This window comes from Bacillus sp. AR2-1, from assembly GCF_008368755.1.
Classification (GTDB): Bacteria; Bacillota; Bacilli; order Bacillales; family Bacillaceae_G; genus Bacillus_A; species Bacillus_A wiedmannii.
This window is the reverse complement of sequence record NZ_QORY01000008.1, coordinates 293,003-311,767: the sequence shown is the minus strand read 5'-3', so window position 1 is coordinate 311,767 and position 18,765 is coordinate 293,003. Positions and strand designations below refer to the sequence as shown.

The 18,765-nt window shown below is 35.6% G+C and carries 22 protein-coding genes; 9 read left to right on the top strand and 13 right to left on the bottom strand.

Annotated elements, in window-relative coordinates:
- Positions 1-84: 84 nt before the first annotated feature.
- A complete protein-coding gene (gene dacF, locus DT250_RS11350) occupies positions 85-1,275 on the bottom strand; it encodes a serine-type D-Ala-D-Ala carboxypeptidase DacF (protein ID WP_000831992.1) in 1,191 nt (396 codons plus the stop codon).
- A 166-nt stretch (positions 1,276-1,441) separates the two neighbouring features.
- Between dacF and DT250_RS11340 the strand changes: the two genes are divergently transcribed.
- From DT250_RS11340 to DT250_RS11325, 4 genes are read left to right on the top strand one after another with little or no spacing between them, the layout of a single operon-like run.
- Entirely contained in the window at positions 1,442-1,861 is a 420-nt protein-coding gene (locus DT250_RS11340; RefSeq protein ID WP_149213064.1) for a GntR family transcriptional regulator, read from the top strand.
- Positions 1,827-2,708, top strand: coding sequence for an ABC transporter ATP-binding protein (locus DT250_RS11335; RefSeq protein WP_149213063.1), 882 nt, complete (start codon positions 1,827-1,829; stop codon positions 2,706-2,708). The genes DT250_RS11340 and DT250_RS11335 overlap by 35 nt, the downstream gene beginning before the upstream one ends.
- Complete coding sequence (locus DT250_RS11330) at positions 2,698-3,747, top strand: ABC transporter permease (protein WP_149213062.1); 1,050 nt, start codon at positions 2,698-2,700, stop codon at positions 3,745-3,747. The genes DT250_RS11335 and DT250_RS11330 overlap by 11 nt, the downstream gene beginning before the upstream one ends.
- A 12-nt stretch (positions 3,748-3,759) precedes the next feature.
- On the top strand, positions 3,760-4,824 hold the full coding sequence (locus tag DT250_RS11325; RefSeq protein ID WP_149213061.1) for an ABC transporter permease subunit: 1,065 nt from the start codon (positions 3,760-3,762) through the stop codon (positions 4,822-4,824).
- A 24-nt stretch (positions 4,825-4,848) separates the two neighbouring features.
- On the opposite strand, the gene DT250_RS11320 is transcribed toward DT250_RS11325, so the two are convergent.
- Entirely contained in the window at positions 4,849-5,394 is a 546-nt protein-coding gene (locus tag DT250_RS11320; RefSeq protein WP_000820916.1) for a hypothetical protein, read from the bottom strand.
- A gap of 102 nt (positions 5,395-5,496) precedes the next feature.
- Entirely contained in the window at positions 5,497-5,916 is a 420-nt protein-coding gene (locus DT250_RS11315; protein ID WP_001003308.1) for a MarR family winged helix-turn-helix transcriptional regulator, read from the bottom strand.
- Positions 5,917-6,075: 159 nt separating this feature from the next.
- Here DT250_RS11315 and DT250_RS11310 point away from each other — a divergent pair, with 159 nt between their 5' ends.
- Positions 6,076-6,747, top strand: a complete 672-nt coding sequence (locus DT250_RS11310; protein WP_001161447.1) for an SIMPL domain-containing protein — start codon at positions 6,076-6,078, stop codon at positions 6,745-6,747.
- A gap of 134 nt (positions 6,748-6,881) precedes the next feature.
- On the top strand, positions 6,882-8,171 hold the full coding sequence (locus tag DT250_RS11305; RefSeq protein ID WP_060488352.1) for an NCS2 family permease: 1,290 nt from the start codon (positions 6,882-6,884) through the stop codon (positions 8,169-8,171).
- 34 nt (positions 8,172-8,205) lie between these two features.
- On the opposite strand, the gene corA is transcribed toward DT250_RS11305, so the two are convergent.
- The 9 genes from corA to spoIIM all read right to left on the bottom strand — a co-directional run bounded on the left by corA (position 8,206) and on the right by spoIIM (position 16,301).
- Entirely contained in the window at positions 8,206-9,168 is a 963-nt protein-coding gene (gene corA / locus DT250_RS11300; RefSeq protein WP_060488448.1) for a magnesium/cobalt transporter CorA, read from the bottom strand.
- Positions 9,169-9,230: 62 nt separating this feature from the next.
- Entirely contained in the window at positions 9,231-10,535 is a 1,305-nt protein-coding gene (locus tag DT250_RS11295) for a pyrimidine-nucleoside phosphorylase (RefSeq protein WP_149213060.1), read from the bottom strand.
- Between the two features lie 7 nt (positions 10,536-10,542).
- Positions 10,543-11,364, bottom strand: a complete 822-nt coding sequence (locus tag DT250_RS11290; RefSeq protein WP_001078444.1) for a purine-nucleoside phosphorylase — start codon at positions 11,362-11,364, stop codon at positions 10,543-10,545.
- A gap of 12 nt (positions 11,365-11,376) precedes the next feature.
- The gene (gene deoB, locus DT250_RS11285; RefSeq protein ID WP_048546267.1) at positions 11,377-12,561 is read right to left on the bottom strand and encodes a phosphopentomutase; all 1,185 of its coding nucleotides are present in this window, start codon (positions 12,559-12,561) and stop codon (positions 11,377-11,379) included.
- 442 nt (positions 12,562-13,003) lie between these two features.
- Entirely contained in the window at positions 13,004-13,747 is a 744-nt protein-coding gene (locus DT250_RS11280; protein WP_137013664.1) for a FixH family protein, read from the bottom strand.
- A gap of 143 nt (positions 13,748-13,890) precedes the next feature.
- Positions 13,891-14,781: a site-specific tyrosine recombinase XerD gene (gene xerD, locus DT250_RS11275; protein ID WP_000390083.1), complete on the bottom strand. Its 891-nt coding sequence runs from the start codon at positions 14,779-14,781 to the stop codon at positions 13,891-13,893.
- 6 nt (positions 14,782-14,787) lie between these two features.
- A complete protein-coding gene (locus DT250_RS11270; protein ID WP_001250432.1) occupies positions 14,788-15,018 on the bottom strand; it encodes a YqzK family protein in 231 nt (76 codons plus the stop codon).
- 103 nt (positions 15,019-15,121) lie between these two features.
- Complete coding sequence (fur, locus tag DT250_RS11265) at positions 15,122-15,577, bottom strand: ferric iron uptake transcriptional regulator (protein ID WP_000392655.1); 456 nt, start codon at positions 15,575-15,577, stop codon at positions 15,122-15,124.
- A 106-nt stretch (positions 15,578-15,683) separates the two neighbouring features.
- The gene (gene spoIIM, locus DT250_RS11260; protein WP_223261357.1) at positions 15,684-16,301 is read right to left on the bottom strand and encodes a stage II sporulation protein M; all 618 of its coding nucleotides are present in this window, start codon (positions 16,299-16,301) and stop codon (positions 15,684-15,686) included.
- A 155-nt stretch (positions 16,302-16,456) separates the two neighbouring features.
- On the opposite strand from spoIIM, the gene DT250_RS11255 reads away from it, so the two are divergent.
- Positions 16,457-17,008 carry a GNAT family N-acetyltransferase gene (locus DT250_RS11255; RefSeq protein ID WP_000803489.1) on the top strand — a complete coding sequence of 184 codons (552 nt, stop codon included), beginning with the start codon at positions 16,457-16,459 and terminating at the stop codon, positions 17,006-17,008.
- Positions 17,009-17,032: 24 nt separating this feature from the next.
- Here DT250_RS11255 and DT250_RS11250 read toward each other — a convergent pair whose 3' ends face one another.
- Positions 17,033-17,572, bottom strand: coding sequence for an NUDIX domain-containing protein (locus DT250_RS11250; protein ID WP_000067040.1), 540 nt, complete (start codon positions 17,570-17,572; stop codon positions 17,033-17,035).
- A 74-nt stretch (positions 17,573-17,646) separates the two neighbouring features.
- On the opposite strand from DT250_RS11250, the gene mciZ reads away from it, so the two are divergent.
- Together mciZ and lolS are read left to right on the top strand one after the other, a co-directional pair.
- Positions 17,647-17,775 carry a Z-ring formation inhibitor MciZ gene (gene mciZ, locus DT250_RS11245; protein WP_000870295.1) on the top strand — a complete coding sequence of 43 codons (129 nt, stop codon included), beginning with the start codon at positions 17,647-17,649 and terminating at the stop codon, positions 17,773-17,775.
- Between the two features lie 53 nt (positions 17,776-17,828).
- Positions 17,829-18,743, top strand: coding sequence for an aldo/keto reductase (gene lolS / locus DT250_RS11240; RefSeq protein WP_149213059.1), 915 nt, complete (start codon positions 17,829-17,831; stop codon positions 18,741-18,743).
- Positions 18,744-18,765 lie beyond the last annotated feature (22 nt).

Sequence of the window (18,765 nt, the reverse complement as noted above, 5' to 3'; positions counted from 1 at the left end):
AAGAAGAACTATTTCGCCATAAAGTGAAAACATTCGGCAATTATTTACTTTCATACGAATAGAAAAGCGGCAAAATGTTTGCCGCTATTTTGATGTTGAAAACATCCCAAAACTTCTTTTAAATAACTCCCACCAGCTCGCTGCAGCAACATCTTCTTTTGCTACAATTGTTTGTTTTAATAAAACATCTTTATCTTTTTTAATAACAAGTGTACCAAGCGCGTCACCTTTTTTAATCGGCGCTTTCACTTTCTTTTCAGCAATTACTTCTTGCTTTACTTTGTCCATATTTTCGCCCTTCTTCATAAGAAGAGACACATTGTCTGACGCAACTAAATCTACTTTTTCTTTTTTCCCTTTTCCTACTTGTACAGTCTTAATTTTTTCGCCACGTGTATACAATTTCTTTGTCATATATTGTCCAAATGCATAGTCAAGAAGCTTTGTTACTTGATTATTCCGTTCTTTCGATGTAGGTGCTCCCATAACAACTGAAATAACACGCATGCCATTTTTTTCAGCCGATGCTGTTAAACAATATTTTGCTTCTGTCGTAAAGCCCGTTTTCACACCATCTACTCCAGGATAAAAACGTACTAACTTATTCGTATTCACGAGCCAAAACTTCTTATCCGTATCTTCTCGTAAATAGTCTTCGTATTTACCTGTATATTTGCGAATAAGTGGGTATTTCATCAATTCTTTTGCCATTATAGCCATATCATTTGCTGTGGAATAATGGTCTTTAGCCGGAAGACCTGTTGGATTTTGAAAATGAGTATTTTTCAGTCCTAAATCTTTCGCTTTTTTGTTCATCATATTTACAAAACCTTCTTCTGAACCCGCGATATGCTCCGCTACTGCAACAGACGCATCATTTCCAGATGCAATAGCAATACCTTTTAGCATTTCATTTACAGTCATCTCTTCTCCAGGCTCTAAAAAGATTTGTGATCCACCCATTGAAGCTGCATGCTCACTTGCTCTAACTTTATCGGTCAGTTTTAGTTTTCCTTTTTCAACTTGTTCCATAATTAATAGCATTGTCATAATCTTCGTCATACTAGCAGGTGGTAACTTCTCATTTGGATTTTTATCAAACAAAACTTTACCTGTATCTTGTTCAATTACAATTGCTGATGACGCTTGTTCCGCTAACTTCGGCGTTGTTTCTTCTGTTTTTTCCTGCTTCGTCTTCTCAGATTGTGCGAAACTAACTGAAGTACCAGAAAGCAATAACATGAAACAAACAAGTATTCCAAAAACTCGCTTCATGACTAACCCTCCATTCTATATCAAACCTATTTTTTCCAATTTATTATTTTTTAATACCATATTTTTCTAATATTTTCAGTTGACAAATATATTCATCACCTATATTGTATTAAGTGTATTACATGCAGTAGTACACTTAATACAAGTCAGAAAGGAGACATTGCTCTTGCATATTCAACTTGATCCAAGAAGCAACACTCCGATATGGGAACAAATTGTTCAAAATATAAAAGAACTCGTATTGAAAAACATGTTAGCTCCAAGTGATAAACTTCCTTCTGTACGCGAACTCGCTTCTTTACTCGTTATAAATCCAAATACAGTAAGTAAAGCGTATCAAGAGTTAGAGCGACAAGGAATTATTGAAACATTACGAGGAAAAGGAACATTTGTATCCCAATCGATTACCCCAACATTAGACGAAAGGAAAATCGCTATGGTTCAAAAGCAATTTCATCAATTACTATTAGAAGCCTCTTATCTTGGTGTTACGAAAGATAAAATTCATGATTGGATAGATTCATACTATAAAGAGATTGGAGGAAATGCGGATGCTGAGAGTGACAAGCCTCAAGAAAACAATTGATAATCAAACAATTTTAGACGATGTTTCTTTCACATTACAAAAAGGAAGTATCATCGGATTACTTGGAAGAAACGGTGCGGGGAAAACAACTTTATTACGAACGATGGTCGGCATTTTAGACCCTGATGCAGGGACTGTTACATATGAGGATACAAACATTCATCAGTGTCCTGAAATAAAGCAAAAAATCGTATATGTTCCGGATTCTACTAACATACTGAACGGATATACGGTAAAAGAAATTGTAAAGTTTTATAAAGAAGTTTATACCGCATTCGATGAAGCATATTTCTATGAACTGTTAGAACGTTTTAACTTACCAAACAAACGAATTCGTAGTTATTCAAAAGGGATGAAAGCATTACTTGCCATCATTTTAGCCGTTTCTACAAAAGCAGAATATATCATTTTGGATGAACCGACAAACGGACTTGATCCTATCGTTAAAAGGCAGATTTTGCAGTTTCTCGTTGGAGAAGTTGCAGAAAAAGAGATTACCATTTTCATCTCAACTCACCATTTAGATGAAGTGGAACAAATTGCAGATACAATTATTATATTAAAAGGCCATACTATATCTTCTATTACATCACTAGACGATGCCAAATCACGATTTGCAAAAATACAAGTAGCTTACGAACGTTCATTACCTCAAAAACTAGAAAACTTAAGCAATATTAAAATATTAAATCAAACAGGAAAAGTATATACAATCTTAATTGAGGGAAATGTGGCTGCAACACTGGAGAAGTTTTATAAAGAACAACCTATACTCATTGAAGAATTAACAATGTCACTTGAAGATGTCTTCGTTACGACACTAGAGGAGGATGGGTATGTTTCATAAGGCGTTGTGGATGTGGAATTGGAAGCGCGGGAAATATGCTGTGTTGCTATTCTTCTTTAGTTCGCTTTACCTTTTATCTTTCGGATACTATAGAAGCGCTCAGATGGAACTCGATAAATATTACGAATTACAAGAAAAAGGGAAACAGTATTATTATTTTTATACCTTTTCTTCAGGAGAAGGTAATAGTTTTTGGTTAACTGTTCTTATCATTGCTTTAGCCTGCTTATTGATAGGATGGGAACGTAGCAACCAATCTAATACACTACTTATGACGATACCGATTAAAAGAAAACATGTTTTCTTATCTAAATGGGCTTTCGGTTCCTTTTGTATTGTAAGCTCGTTACTTATAAATTGGATTCTTATGTATGTTATTTATAGAACAACCATTCATTTTGATTACCAATCATTCAGTCCGTTTCATCGATACTTTCTTTATGCAATTGTTTCTTATGTTGCAGTCTATACAGCTGCACTATGCATCGGTACTTTTACTGGAAGCATTGTTTCGCAGGTCATTTTTTGTATTCCATGGCTACTAATGGGACTTACATTTATTCCACTAGTGTACACTTTTACGCTAAATCATTTAGAGGCTACCAATACTAAAAGTAATAAATTAGGTCAACAACTTTATGAATTCAATCAAAAAACAAATATAGTTGCACCAATATATCGTTTTTCTATTGATTATAACTATCATCCAGACAACGATTCAACTACTTTAAGAAATCCAGTATCTCATAAATATTATTCAGCCAAATCAATGTTAGTCCCTATTTTCTATACAATATTTTATTTACTACTTGGGACATATTTATATATGCGTTCACCAAATGAAAATAGTCAAAAGATATTTATTTTCCAAAAACATTTAAAAATATGTATATGGGGGACAACCATCTACTTTTCATTACTAGGTGGCTATAAAATGAATCAATTTTATTTCTTACCTAACTACTATATCAGTTTGTTTCTCGCTGGAATCATTACTTATGTTGTATTATCACGCCTAACAAATTATAAAGTTTTTTAAAGGAGAGATCCTATGTTTCAAAAAGCACTATGGCTAAGAACATATCAACAAAGTAAATATGTTGTATGGTTATTTTGGCTCGTCAGCTTCTATACTTTGTCATATAAATACTATATGACTTCTATTCAACAGCAACACTTTCTAAATGACAATAAAAAATGGAACTATGTATATCATTATCACTTTGATTTAAAACTTCTAGATTCTGTCATGCTGTTAGGTAGCGTACTGATCGTTCTAGCTTGTACGTTAATTGGATGGGAAAGACAAAATAACGCTAGCGACTTGTTATGGTCTATGCCCTTTAAACGTTCACAACTTTATATAACAAAGTGGTTGTTTGGAATCTGTAATATCGCCGCTGTTGTCGTTTTAAACTGGGGGCTATTTGCTATTATGAAAAAGTTAACTTTTCATAATAAATATCAAGTATTTTCCCCTTTTCATAGTTACTTTATATACATGTTAATTGTATTAATCGCTATTTATACACTTACCTTATGTGTAGGTACAATTGCAGGGAATATTATATCGCAAGGATTTCTTACTGCAGCTATATTAATCTTCCCAGTGTTACTTCCATCTCTAATATCAGGAGTCATTGCTGTTCACTCGAATGCCGACTTTCATGAGAACAATGGCAGTATACATGATATTATGGAAAACATACGTATTTCTGGTCCAGCAGAAGAGTTTACTATTAGCTTTAATTACGATCCTCAAAACGCTTATACTGATAAGGATGGAGTACGTCATAATGAACCAAACTTTACAACAATCCCGCCGGCAAAAACATTGATTGCACCTATTGCACATATTATTATTTTATTATCACTCGGTATATATTTATATGCCCGTTCAGTCAATGAGCGAAATGGTAACTACTTATTGTATCCGAAACTACAAAAAGTAGTTATGGCTTGTGCGATTTTCTTTGGTGGAATCGTTGGAGGCTTAATGCTAAGTCGCGCGCATTCATTGCCTAGCTTTTACATCGGATTTTTAGTTACTAGTTTCATTACGTATTTCTTCCTGCCTAAAATATTAAAATGGAAAGTCTCTTGGAATTTTAAATAAAATAACCTCCTCTTCATGAGGAGGTTATTTCACATTCTCTCTTCTTTTCCCATACTCTTTTTCTTGCTTCGTTCCAAAGCCGTCACCATTTGCCACGATTTGATCTGTTGGAGCAACTATGCTTTCAGCAATTCTCCATTCTCCTCCTTGTTGGATAAACACTTGCATAAAATAATTCATGCCATTTAACTGATACGGATTTTCTTTTTTCACTTCATAACGAGCTGCAACATAATACACTTGCACATTCTCAGCTTCAAACTTAGAAATATATTGCGATAATCTCGGGATGTACTGTGATGCTTTCTGAAGTGGAAGTTGTTTTACTTTTATAAGAGAAGACTTTGTCACATTGCTTATCGTATCTTCATGCCGAATGTTATCACTATGATGAAATAAAATAGCATTCTGCATAGAACGAATCCATAGTTTTGAATATAAAACAGGTTGCTTATTTGAAATATGTTGTAATTCTTTCTGAACGACCTGAAGAGGCGTTGCAGCGTCCACGAATTGATTAAAGCAGAAAAAACTTCCAATCATAATGAAAAGCATACAAATACGTTTCATAATTTTTCACTCCGATTCTTTTTAATTAAAGTATTGGAGTTTCAAAATGTTTTTATTCAAAAGAAAAAGGATAGGAAAGCTTTCGCTTCCTATCCTCATTTATTATAATACGCGGCCAAATAGCTCTAACACCATTTCGATTTCTTGGTCGCTCCAACCTTTAAATTTCTCTTTATAATATTCTTTACGCACAGCTTCAAGTTTTTCAGTTACTTCTCTTCCGTGTTCTGTAATTTCTAGGTACACGATACGACGGTCTGAATTTGAACGCTTTCTTTCTACAAACCCTTTTCGTACGAGACGATCAGTAACAGCTGTAATATGACTAGAGGTTACGTTTACTTCACTCGCAATTTGCGAAGCCATCTGTGGACTCTTTAAAAATAACGCGCGTAATACAGAAAATTCATTGTATGGCATATGTTCTGCAAAACGTGTATTAATATCATTTTGTAATAAACGTATCATCTTTCGAAATGATCCGGATAACTCTAAAATCAGTGTTTCTCTTTTTTCGTTCACTAGCCTCGTCCCTTTTTTATCATATTTACACATATTATAATCTATAAATACCCTTATTGTATATGCTTTCTTCCTTTAACATTCTCATTTATGTAACTTTTTCATACAAATTTCTTTTTTGTTCACACATATACATATAAATAAGGATGGTGATGGAAGATGCAAGGTGGAATGAATCCTTATTTACACAACGTACGTACAGCTAATACTGGTAAAGAAGCTACCATTACGGTGCAAGGTGAAGGCGTTGTAAAAGCAAAACCAAATGTTGTTATATTAACGATTGGTATTCGTACAGATCATAAAAATGTAAAACAGGCACAAGAAGAGAATGCAGTGCAATCAAAACAATTATTGGATGCACTAAAACAACTAGGTATTGCCGAAAAAAATATAGAAACCATTTCATATACGATTACGCCCCAGTACGAATATGTAAATGATAAAGCATTACTACAAGGATATCGTGTGGAACATTTGTATGAAATTACCGTTTTAAATGTACAAAAAGCAGGGGAAGTATATGATATAGCCGTTTCAAATGGAGCAAACTTAGCAAAAGGGTTACGTTTTCGAATATCTCATCCAAATAAATATTATGAGCAAGCTCTTATTCAAGCTCTGCAACAAGCGGTAGAAAAAGCTCGTGCTATTGCGAGTACATACAATTTAAACATTAATCCAGTTCCACTCTCATTCGTTGAAGAATCCGCCCAATTACCACGGGAAGTGACGTCCTATGCTACTTTACATGCGCAAGCAGCTCCGCCCATTCAATCAGGAGAATTAGAAATCATTTCAACAATACGAGCCATTTTTACGTATTTATAAATAATTTCTTTTATAAGTAAACGTTATCATTTTCCTTGTTGTAAAAACATGATGTTCTGATATAATAAAGGACGGTGAGCTCTTACAAAAGAGATATCACGGGTGGGAGAGGGATATGAAAAAGAAGGTTTAACATGAAAGGAATACTTGAAAGAACATTTAAATTAGGTTTACACGAAACATCACCAAAACAAGAAGTTTTAGCTGGAGTTACGTCATTTTTCACAATCGTATATATTATGATTGTAAATGCATCAATTTTATCGGATGCTGGCATTCCTCTTGAAGCTGGAATTTTAGCAACTGTTTTCAGTTCATTTGTCGGATGTCTGCTCATGGCATTTTGGGCAAATGCACCTGCTATTCTTGTCCCTGGTATGGGCGTAAATGCATTCTTCACGTACACTGCTGTGCATACGCTCGGATTAGCTTGGCAGGAAGCATTAGCAGCTGTCTTCATCTCTGGTATTATTTTTGCAATTGCTGCGTTTACACCAATCGCTCGCTTGCTTTCAGTATCGATTCCAAAGTCATTAAAGGAAGCTATTACTGTCGGCATCGGATTATTTTTAGCATTTATCGGATTGCAAAAAGGTGGTTTAGTCGTTTCGAATCCAAATACTGCTGTTGCAATGGGTAAATTAAGTAACCCTGTCGTTCTTGCGACACTACTTACTCTTATCGTTGCACTTGTACTATTTATTCGTAACGTACGTGGAAGCTTTTTATGGACGATTGCAATAGGAACTGGTATTGCATGGCTATTTGGTCTTGTTGATACAAGTCAAATCGGAAATAGTTCATTCTCATTCGCTAATTACGGCGATGTGTTTGGAGCTATGTCATTTGGCAAACTTTCTTCCTTACCGTTTTGGATTGCAACATTCTCCTTAAGCATGGTGCTTATTTTTGAGAACATGGGACTTCTGCACGGTTTATTAGAAGATGACCGTAAATTCCCACGTGCTTACCAAGCCAATGCAATTTCAGCAATGACATGTGGTCTATTTGGCACAAGCCCTACCGTATCAACAGTAGAGAGTGCTGCAGGTATTACTGCAGGCGGAAAGACAGGTCTGACGTCTATCGTTACAGGGTTGTTATTCTTCGCATCACTGTTTGCACTTCCGTTTGTGAAACTAATTCCTGATAGTGCCATTGCACCAATCTTAATTATTATTGGCGGCCTGATGATTACAAGCATTCAGCAAATTCCTCTGAACGATTTTTCAGAAGGATTTCCAGCGTTCTTAATTATCGTCATGATCCCGCTCACATATAGTATCGCTGATGGCATTGCGTTCGGATTTATTGCTTATCCTATCTTAAAAGTTGCTCTTGGAAAGCGTAAAGAAGTCGCACCGTCTATGTATATCGTTACATGCTTATTCTTAGCCATGTTCGTATTACATGCTATTGGTTAAGTAAAAACACCGAGGAATTTTCCTCGGTGTTTTTTTACTTAAACCATCCTTTTTTATAAAACCAAGCCATCATCCCACCGCCAATTAGCGCCATTAGAAGTAGACAAATAAAATAACTATATTGTCCACCAAGCTCTGGCATATGCGTAAAGTTCATTCCGTATACTCCCGCAATAAATGTTAATGGCATGAAAATAGTCGAGAATACAGTTAATGTTTTCATAATGTTATTCATATGATGTGAGTTTAATGAAAAATAGCTATCCCGAATATCTGCCGTTAACTCGCGGCTTGCTTCAATCATTTCTGTCAGTTTAAGCAAATGGTCATGTATATCTTTAAAATAAATCTCATGATCACTTATACCGTAAAAACGAGTCGAATTTAAAATACGATACAATAAATCACGCATCGGAATGATTGTGCGCCTTAGCTTCGATAAATCTGTACGTATATCAAATACTTCTTCTAATACACTTCCTGCTGTCTCACCCGTTAAATTATCATCAATTGCATTTAAATGATCCTCAATGTAATATACAGGCGCAAAATAGTCATCTACAATTTGGTCGATAATTGTATGCGCTACGTGTAAAGGACTATTTTTAATACGCTTCTTTTCTCCAAGTGTTTTCCATACTCTTTCGATTGCATTGTTATGAGAAAAGTGGAAAGAAACAATAAAACGATCACTAATAAATAAATCAATCTCGTGCGGTTCTAATCCATCCTCACCAAATGCATGAAGAACTAAAAAGTTATATCCATCATAAAAATCAACTTTTGGTCTCTGTACATATTCTATACAGTCTTCAATTGCAAGGGGATGGAACTTAAAATGATCTTGCAAAATGTATGTATACTCTTCTTTCGTTGGCTTATATAAATCTAGCCAATACCATACAATATGGTCTTTCGTTGTTTCTTCTAGCGAAACATCATATAATACTTCATCTGTTTTTGTTATTGCACAAATTCTAATCATAATTTCACCCATTATTATTATAAACAAAAAATAGCAAAAAAAGCCAAGGAGAAATACTCCTTGGCCCTTTTTTATTATTCGGTAACGATGCCGTGCACTAACGTTGGTGCATCTACATGTTCGTTAGCAATCTTCATGTTCTCATAAATTTTTACTTTTACATCGTCCACATTTTCACGGTTTGCGTAAATTGTAACGAGGGATTCACCTTTTTTCACGCTGTCCCCTACTTTTTTGCGAAGCATTAAGCCAACTGCTAAATCAATTTCAGATTCCTTCGTCGCACGTCCTGCTCCTAAAAGCATTGCTGCTGTTCCGATTTCATCTGCAACGATTTCTGATACATAACCGTCTTCCTTCGCTTCTACTTCAATTTTAAATTGTGCTTGTGGTAATTTAGAAGGATCATCAACAACAGAAGCATCGCCGCCTTGCGCTGATAAGAACGTTTTAAATGATTCTAGCGCTTTACCGTTGTTCATTACTTCAATTAATTTCTCACGTGCATCTTCTAAAGATGAAGCTTGTCCAGCAAGGTATACCATTTGACTTCCAAGCGTTAAACATAACTCTTCTAAATCTTTCGGTCCTTTACCTTGTAATGTATCAATTGCTTCTTGTACTTCAAGTGCGTTACCAATCGCCTCACCAAGTGGTTGACTCATATCAGAAATAACAGCCATCGTATTACGACCAACGTTATTACCAATGCGCACCATTGCTTCTGCTAAACGTTTTGCATCTTCATCTGTTTTCATAAATGCACCTGCTCCAGTTTTTACATCAAGAACAATTGCATCTGCACCAGCAGCAATTTTTTTACTCATAATCGAACTTGCAATAAGCGGAATTGAGTTTACTGTTGCCGTTACATCACGAAGTGCATATAACTTTTTATCCGCAGGTGTTAAGTTTCCACTTTGACCAATAACTGCGATTTTGTTTTCATTTACAAGTCGCATGAATTCATCATTTTCGATTTCAACATGGAATCCTGGAACTGCTTCTAATTTATCAATTGTACCACCAGTATGTCCTAACCCACGTCCAGACATTTTTGCAACCGGTACACCTAAAGCGGCTACTAATGGACCTAACACAAGTGTTGTTGTATCACCAACACCACCTGTTGAGTGCTTATCTACTTTTACCCCTTCAATAGCTGATAAGTCGATTGTATCACCGCTATTTACCATTGCCATAGTTAAATCAGCACGTTCTTGATCGTTCATATCTTGGAAGAAAATTGCCATTGCAAGTGAACTTACTTGGTAATCAGGAATATCACCATTCGTATATCCTTCAACAATAAAGTTAATTTCTTCTGTCGTTAATGCATGTCCGTCACGTTTTTTTGCAATTAGGTCCACCATTCTCATTGTGAGGTCACCCCTTCATTTGTTTTACGATTGCTTTTACTAATGCTAAGAAGTTAGCTTTAACACGTTCTGTCGTTTCGATTACTTCATCGTGATGAAGTGGCTGATCTAAAATACCAGCTGCCATATTTGAAATACAAGAAATACCAAGTACTTTCATACCAGCATGACGCGCTACAATTACTTCAGGTACTGTTGACATACCAACTGCATCTCCGCCAAGTGTACGAAGCATACGAATTTCAGCAGGTGTTTCATATACAGGACCTGTCATTCCAACGTATACACCTTCTTGTACTTTAATATTTAAGTCCGCTGCAACTTGTTTCGCCATTTCACGAAGTTCTGTCGTATATGATGTAGACATATCAGGGAAACGTACGCCCATTTCAGAATCATTCGGTCCGATTAATGGATTTGTACCCATGAAGTTAATGTGGTCTGAAATTAACATAAGATCGCCTGGCTCAAATGATGTATTTACACCACCAGCTGCATTTGTTACAACAACTGTTTCTACACCTAGTTCTTTCATAACACGAACTGGGAATGTTACTTTTTGCATGTCGTATCCTTCATAGAAGTGGAAACGTCCTTGCATTGCTACTACTGTTACACCTTGAAGTGTACCGAATACTAGTTGACCTGCATGACCTTCTACAGTTGATACTGGGAATTCAGGGATTTCACTGTAAGGTACTGTTACTGCGTTCTCGATTTCATCTGCTAATACACCTAGTCCAGATCCAAGGATTAGTCCTACTTGTGGCGTTTCTTGAAATTTCTCTTTTAAGTATGAAGCTGATTTTGTAATAAGTTCACGATTCATTTGTTTATCCCCCTATTTCTTTAGCTCGTTTAAGAAGCTTGTTCCGTGTTCTGGCATTTTCACGCCGAAGTTTTCTGCTACCGTTGCACCAATATCAGCAAATGTTTGACGAATTGATAATTCTTGTCCGCCATCTTTCATGCTTGGGCTATATGCTAATAACGGTACATATTCACGTGTATGATCAGTACCGTGGTGAACTGGATCATTACCGTGGTCTGCTGTAATTAATAATAAATCATCTTCTTTTAGTTTTTCGAATACTTCTGGAAGACGAGCATCATACTCTTGCAGAGCTTCTCCGTATCCCTGTGGATCACGGCGGTGTCCAAATAATGCATCAAAGTCAACTAAGTTCAAGAAGCTAAGACCTGTAAAATCCATATTTAATGTATCTACAAGCTTATCCATTCCATCCATATTAGACTTCGTACGAAGTGACTCAGTTACACCTTCACCATCATATATGTCAGAGATTTTACCGATAGCAATAACATCGTAGTCACTATCTTTTAATTCATTCATTACCGTACGGCCGAATGGTTTTAATGCATAATCATGACGGTTTGGTGTACGTGTAAAGTTTCCAGGCTCACCAACGAATGGTCGAGCGATAACGCGACCTACCATGTACTTCTCATCTAACGTTAATTCACGTGCAATTTTACAAATTTTATATAACTCATCAAGCGGCACTACCTCTTCGTGTGCTGCGATTTGTAATACGCTATCAGCAGAAGTGTAAACGATTAAAGATCCTGTTTCCATTTGCTCTTGACCAAGCTCATCAAGAATCTCAGTTCCAGAAGCTGGTTTATTACCGATGATTTTACGACCTGTTTTTTCTTCTAATTCATCAAGTAATTCTTTCGGGAAGCCTTCAGGGAAAACTTGGAATGGTGTATCAATGTAAAGGCCCATAATTTCCCAGTGGCCTGTCATTGTATCTTTACCAGTAGATTTCTCTTCCATTTTTGTATAATATCCAAGTGGTTTTTCTACTTTAGAGATACCTTTCATTTCACGAATGTTACCAAGACCTAATTTCACCATGTTAGGCATTTGTAACCCATTCATATGTTCAGCAATGTGACCAATTGTGTCAGATCCTAAATCACCAAATTGCTCAGCATCTGGTGCTTCACCGATTCCAACAGAATCCATTACGACTAGGAATATACGTTTATATTTATTCATAACTGCGACCTCCTATAAGTTCAGTTCTACTTCTTGTAGTATGTTCAAAACGCTATAAAGTGAAACTGTTCTCCATAAGAATTCTCTTTCGTTCTCATTGTCAAACAGTACTTCTTTAATTGATTCTCTAACCTATTTCGTTTACTTCGAAACGACTCAAAAACATTTCTAGTTTTTTCTAAGTCAGATGTCAGACATCTGATACAGATATCATAACATGTTTACGCTTTCTTTTTAATACATTTTCGTAGAATTTCTCATTTTCTTCACACTTCTATTGTAATCCATTATGCAAATAAGTGCTAATTATTTTATGATTTATTTCTTCATATAAAGTGAAACTTTGATTAGTGGGAGTTTAGTTCTTCTCCACTGATTATAAGCCCTCATCAATTGGACGTTTACGGAATAAAAATAAAAAGCAGCTCTAAAGAGCTGCTTTTTATTTTACTTCTACTGTTTCTTCTTTATGTTCATGTAGTTCGCCTTTTTTAACATGAACTTTCACTTTGTAAGAACCATTTTCTTTGAAAGTATGTTTCGTTTCATACTCTCCTTTATTTCCTTCTTTCGCTGGAATAAATTCGTGTTTTTCAACACCATCTTTCCAAATCTCAAGTTGTACTTCAGCACCAGTTAACGCTTCTTCTTTTTGTTTTAAATGAACTTTCATAGTCGATTCAGCATTTGCTTTTATATCACCAGCCATAAGATGGATCATTGTATCGCTTTTATGATCGCCATGCCCTGCACCGTGATGACTATTTTCTTTTTTCGCATCTTCTACTTTCGCATTTCCTACAGCCACTTTTACTTCTGGCATAACATGCATTTCACGTGCATTTGTGTGAGCGATAATATGGTATACTCCATCCGTCTCGAACGTTTTCTCTACTGCATAAACACCTTTTCCTTTATGCTTACCATCTAACATCTCGTGCTTTTCGTCGCCAGCTTTCCAAATTTCAAACTTTACATCATCAGCATCTGTTACTTTTTCTTTTCCTTGTGTAACAAGTGCTTGTACTTCTGTTTTTTCACCAGGTTTAATTTCTTTCGGATTTGTTTGAACTGCTACTTTTACAGCTTCTAGTTTCTGTTCTTTTTTCGGTTCTTCTTTGTTTGTATTACAGCCAGCCAATGCTAGCATCGCGATAAATAAAGTCATAATAAGTTTTTTCATCATCATTTCCTCCTTCATACCTTATTTAGTATAGAGGAAATACATTGTAATATTCTAGTCTTCTGCTGAAAACAATGTACGAAATGTTTGTGAAGTTTTTGTGAAGTACTGTAGCCTTTTGAATCTATGAAAAAAGAGCATAGTAACTATGCTCTCGGATGAAACTGTTTATATACATCTTTTAATCTAGCTTTTGAAACATGCGTATAAATTTGCGTCGTTGAAATATCTGCATGTCCAAGCATTTCTTGCACAGCACGCAAGTCTGCTCCATTTTCTAATAAATGCGTAGCAAAAGAATGGCGCAACGTATGCGGTGTAAGCTCTTTTTCAATATTTGCTTCTTTCGCCAATCGTTTTAAAATTTTCCAAAATCCTTGTCTTGATAATCGATTCCCATGATGGTTTAAAAAGAGTGCATCTACTACTTTTTTACCCATCAATTCTCTTCTTCCCTTTTCAATATACTTTTGAATCGCTTCCGTCGCTAAACTTCCTAGTGGAATAATTCTTTCTTTATTCCCTTTCCCTATGCAACGAACAAATCCCATCGTTAAATGTACATCTTCTAAATTTAAGGCAATTAATTCCGAAACACGAAGTCCTGTTGCATACAATAACTCTAGCATCGCTTTGTCACGAACCCCAAAAGCACTCGTCATTTTCGGTGTCTGAAGTAACGCCTCTACTTCATCGATTGATAGTACTTTCGGTAATTTCCGTTCTCCTTGCGGCGTTTCAATATGTACGGATGGGTCGTGCTCTACCGCCCGTTCACGAAGTAAAAATTGGTGAAACGAACGAATCGATGCAATATGACGTGCTAATGTTTTCGAAGATTTTCCGTTTTCTTTTAAGTGCTGCAGAAAATTAACAATGTGCAAGCGTGTTACTTCATGAAAGCTTTTCGCCTGTTCTACATTTTGCAAATACTTTACATAACTTTTTAAATCACGTTCATAAGATACTACTGTATTTTTCGCTAGCCCTTTTTCGACAACCATATAATGAATAAAATCTTTTAATTGATCTTCCAATCTACACTACTCCCCATTTTCATAGAAAAACATCATTCTATTTACGAAAGCATCCTTTGCCGGCTCTTCATTCCCTGATACTTTTTCTACAGTCTCTTCTTTTGGCTTTTCATAACGATGATAGCTTTCATATTCTTCATTTATCCATAGTATAGCGAAATAAAACAAAATCGTACAACTTGTAAATAATAAAAATACTTTTATCCCATCAAAAGTTAATTTTAAAGCTCGGCGCATTGTAAATTCCTCCAAAATATAAGTTATTACAACATATGCCAAGCTTTCACCAATTTATACCTTATTCAAATAAAAAACCTCTTCCTAGTTAAATAGGAAAAGGTTATTTTTCATCCGTTTCATTTTCTTGACAATTTTTACAAATCCCATGGAATGTTAAACGATGATCCTTCACCTTAAAGCTCCAGTCATGTTCTACTTTCCTTTCCACTTCACCAAGTAAATCTTCTTGTATTTCTTGTACAGCACCACATTGTGTACAAATCAAATGATGGTGGAAACGCTGCGCACCTTCTTGGCGTAAGTCATAGCGTGAAACACCGTCTCCGAAGTTAATCTTATCGACAACTTTTAACTCAGATAATAGTTCTAAAGTTCGATAGACGGTTGCTAATCCGATCTCTGGCGACTTTTCTTTTACAAGGAGGTAAACATCTTCTGCGCTTAAATGATCTTCTTCATTTTCTAGCAGCACACGAACTGTTGCTTCACGTTGCGGTGTTAATTTGTAGCTCGCTGCATGTAATTGCTTCTTAATTCGTTCAATTCTTTCTTCCATTCGGTACTACTCCCTCCTCGCCACTCTTACACCATTATATCAGAAGAAGGGCTTCTGTCAAAAGAAAAACAATAAAAACAAATTGATAATTATTCTCAAAAAGTATTTATTGTTTATTAATAGCCTCAACGACTTCTTTCATTAAAACTGGTGATGCATAAGCTTCTACACTAGAAGCAAGAGCTAACACTACTCCGATTACAAGAAAGAAGCATGTATAACGAATTAATAATGGTAATAGCGGTTCGGTTATTTTCCGAATAAATTGATGTCTAATCATGCGTAAGGAAAAGCTTGCAGCAATTGTTGTCATAACGAGAAATACTGGAATAATAATGAGATTTTGTGGCAATACAGAAACGAATGCTAATAATAATCCATTCCATCCATGCTGGCTTACTAAAAAACCTACTGTAAATCCGACAACTACTCCTTTTACAAATAATAAAATAAAAATAAGTGGCAATCCAATAATTGAAATCCCCAAAATCCAAATAAATCCAATGTATTTTAATTGCGAAAAGTAACTTTCTCGAAACATTTCGCTCGCAACAGCAAATTCTCCTTTAGAAACTTGTCCAAAAAAACGTTGTAAATAAAATGATAAATCTTGTTTTTGATTTAATTGTAAACTATTTACAAGAATGGCCCCAAATATTACTCCCATCAATAATAAAACAGCGTTAAATATATATAATGAAGAGTTTTCCTGTATGTGAGACATTACACGGTCTTGCCAAGTTTTTCTCCACATTTTTCTTCCCTCCGTTCACACTCTTATTAAAAATGTATGAAAGAAAGAAAAAAGTATGACGAATTAACATTGAAATTCCGCTCTACTTTGCTAAACTAAAAAGTAGAGAATAGGAGGGATTTCTCTTGAAACCATTATTATTAGATTTTCCAACATTATTTCAAACTGAACGCTTACAAGTTCGTAAGCCATTTCCAGGTGATGGTGCAGAAGTGTATGAAGCAATCCAAGCTTCTCTAGAAGACTTAGTACCGTGGATGCCAATTAACGCTGAAACAGAAGAAAGTGCTGAAGAAATCGTTCGTAACGCTCACGGGCAGTTTTTACTTCGTGAAACACTTGATTTTCACTTATACGATAAAGTATCTGGTACATTCATCGGAGCTATAACGCTCAAGCCTGAAAACTGGGATATTCCAAAGTTTTCACTTCACTTCTGGCTGCATAGTGCTTATACAAAACAAGGCTATATGACTGAAGCCATTAAAGGTGCCATTCAATTTGCCTTTGATAAGCTAAGTGCTAGAAGAATTGAAATTCGTACTGATGCAACAAATGCAAATGCATGTAACCTAGCAGAACGTTTAGAATTTATTCTAGAAGGTACAATGGAAAATGATTTCATAGCACCAGATGGTAGCTTACGTGATGCACGCGTATACGCAAAAATCAATTAAAAAACACTCGCCTTTGGCGAGTGTTTATTTTTGTAGTTGTAAATATTGTACTGCAAACATCGTCTTCGCATCATGAATACGAAGATCTTTCATAAGAATAATCGCTTCTTCTAACGATACTTCCATCAATTCCACGAATTCATCTTCATCTAACTCGGCTTTATTTTCTTTTTTCGTCAAACCTGTCGCTTTATATACATATAAAATTTCATCTGCAAATCCTGGAGATGTATAGAAAGAAGTAATAAGCTCCATATTTTCACATACATATCCTGTTTCCTCTTCTAATTCACGAACTGCTGTCACCTCAGGTTTTTCACCAGGTTCTAACTTGCCGGCCGGAATTTCTATAATCGCCTTTTCAAGCGCTTTACGATACTGCTCGACAAGCACAATTTTCCCCTCATCAGTAATAGCAATAATAGCAACTGCACCAGGGTGATTTACAATTTCACGTTTACTCATTGCTCCATTTGGTAATACTACATCATCAACACGAACTTTTATAACTCTACCATCAAAAATCGGTTCAGTTTTTACTGTTCTCTCTGCAAGATTACTCATACTACTTCATCTCCCTGTTCTATTTCCTATTCTTTCCTCATACATTTTACCACATTGAAAGGAGCGTGATAGAAATGAAAGTTTATATTTTACCAAATCGCGTCACTTTAGTCGGAAAAGCATGGCAAATTCGCCATAAACTAAAACAATATGGAAAAGAGTATACAACTGTACAAGAGTGGATTACAGCAAATAAAAAGTAAACGTTTGTCAACCTCTTTTCCCTTGCGTACAATAAAGGTAAGGAGGTTGACCTATGAAAAAACGTCAATTAGGAAACTCAGATTTGTTTGTGACAGAAATGGGACTTGGCTGTATGTCTCTCGGTACATCTGAAACAGAAGCTATGCGTATTATCGATGAAGCAATCGATTTAGGAATCAATTTTTTTGATACAGCGGATTTATATGATTATGGATTAAACGAAGAATTTGTTGGAAAAGCCTTAAAAGGGAAACGAGACCAAATTGTTCTTACAACAAAAGTTGGAAATCGATGGACAGAAGAAAAAAACGGGTGGTCTTGGGATCCTTCTAAAAATTACATAAAGGCTGAAGTGAAAGAAAGTTTACGTAGACTTCAAACTGATTATATTGATCTTTATCAACTTCACGGCGGGACGATTGAAGATCCGATAGATGAAACAATTGAAGCCTTTGAAGAATTAAAAAAAGAAGGTATTATTCGTCATTACGGTATTTCTTCTATACGTCCAAATGTTATCCGTGAATATGCTAAACGTTCCAATATCGTTAGTGTGCTAATGGAATATAGCCTTTTAAATCGTCGCCCTGAAGAATGGTTCCCACTTCTAAGTGAACATCAAATTAGCATTATTGCTCGTGGGCCACTTGCAAAAGGAATTTTAACTGATAATAATGCAAGAAAGATAGAAAGAGTAAAAGAAAAGAATTATCTTTCTTATTCTTACGATGAATTATATGCGACACTTGCGAATGTAAAAGAAATAATCGGAGAAAGCTCTTTAACAGGAACAGCTATTCAATATTGCTTACATAACGAAACTGTTGCAGCTGTTATACCTGGCGCAAGCTCTATTGGGCAATTGAGAGAAAATGGCCAGGCTAGTAAACAAACAAAGTTAACAACAGCTCAATATATACAACTTCAGCAAATTGCTAAATGTGATACTTACGCTTTACATCGTTAAAAAGACGCTACCATACTGGTAG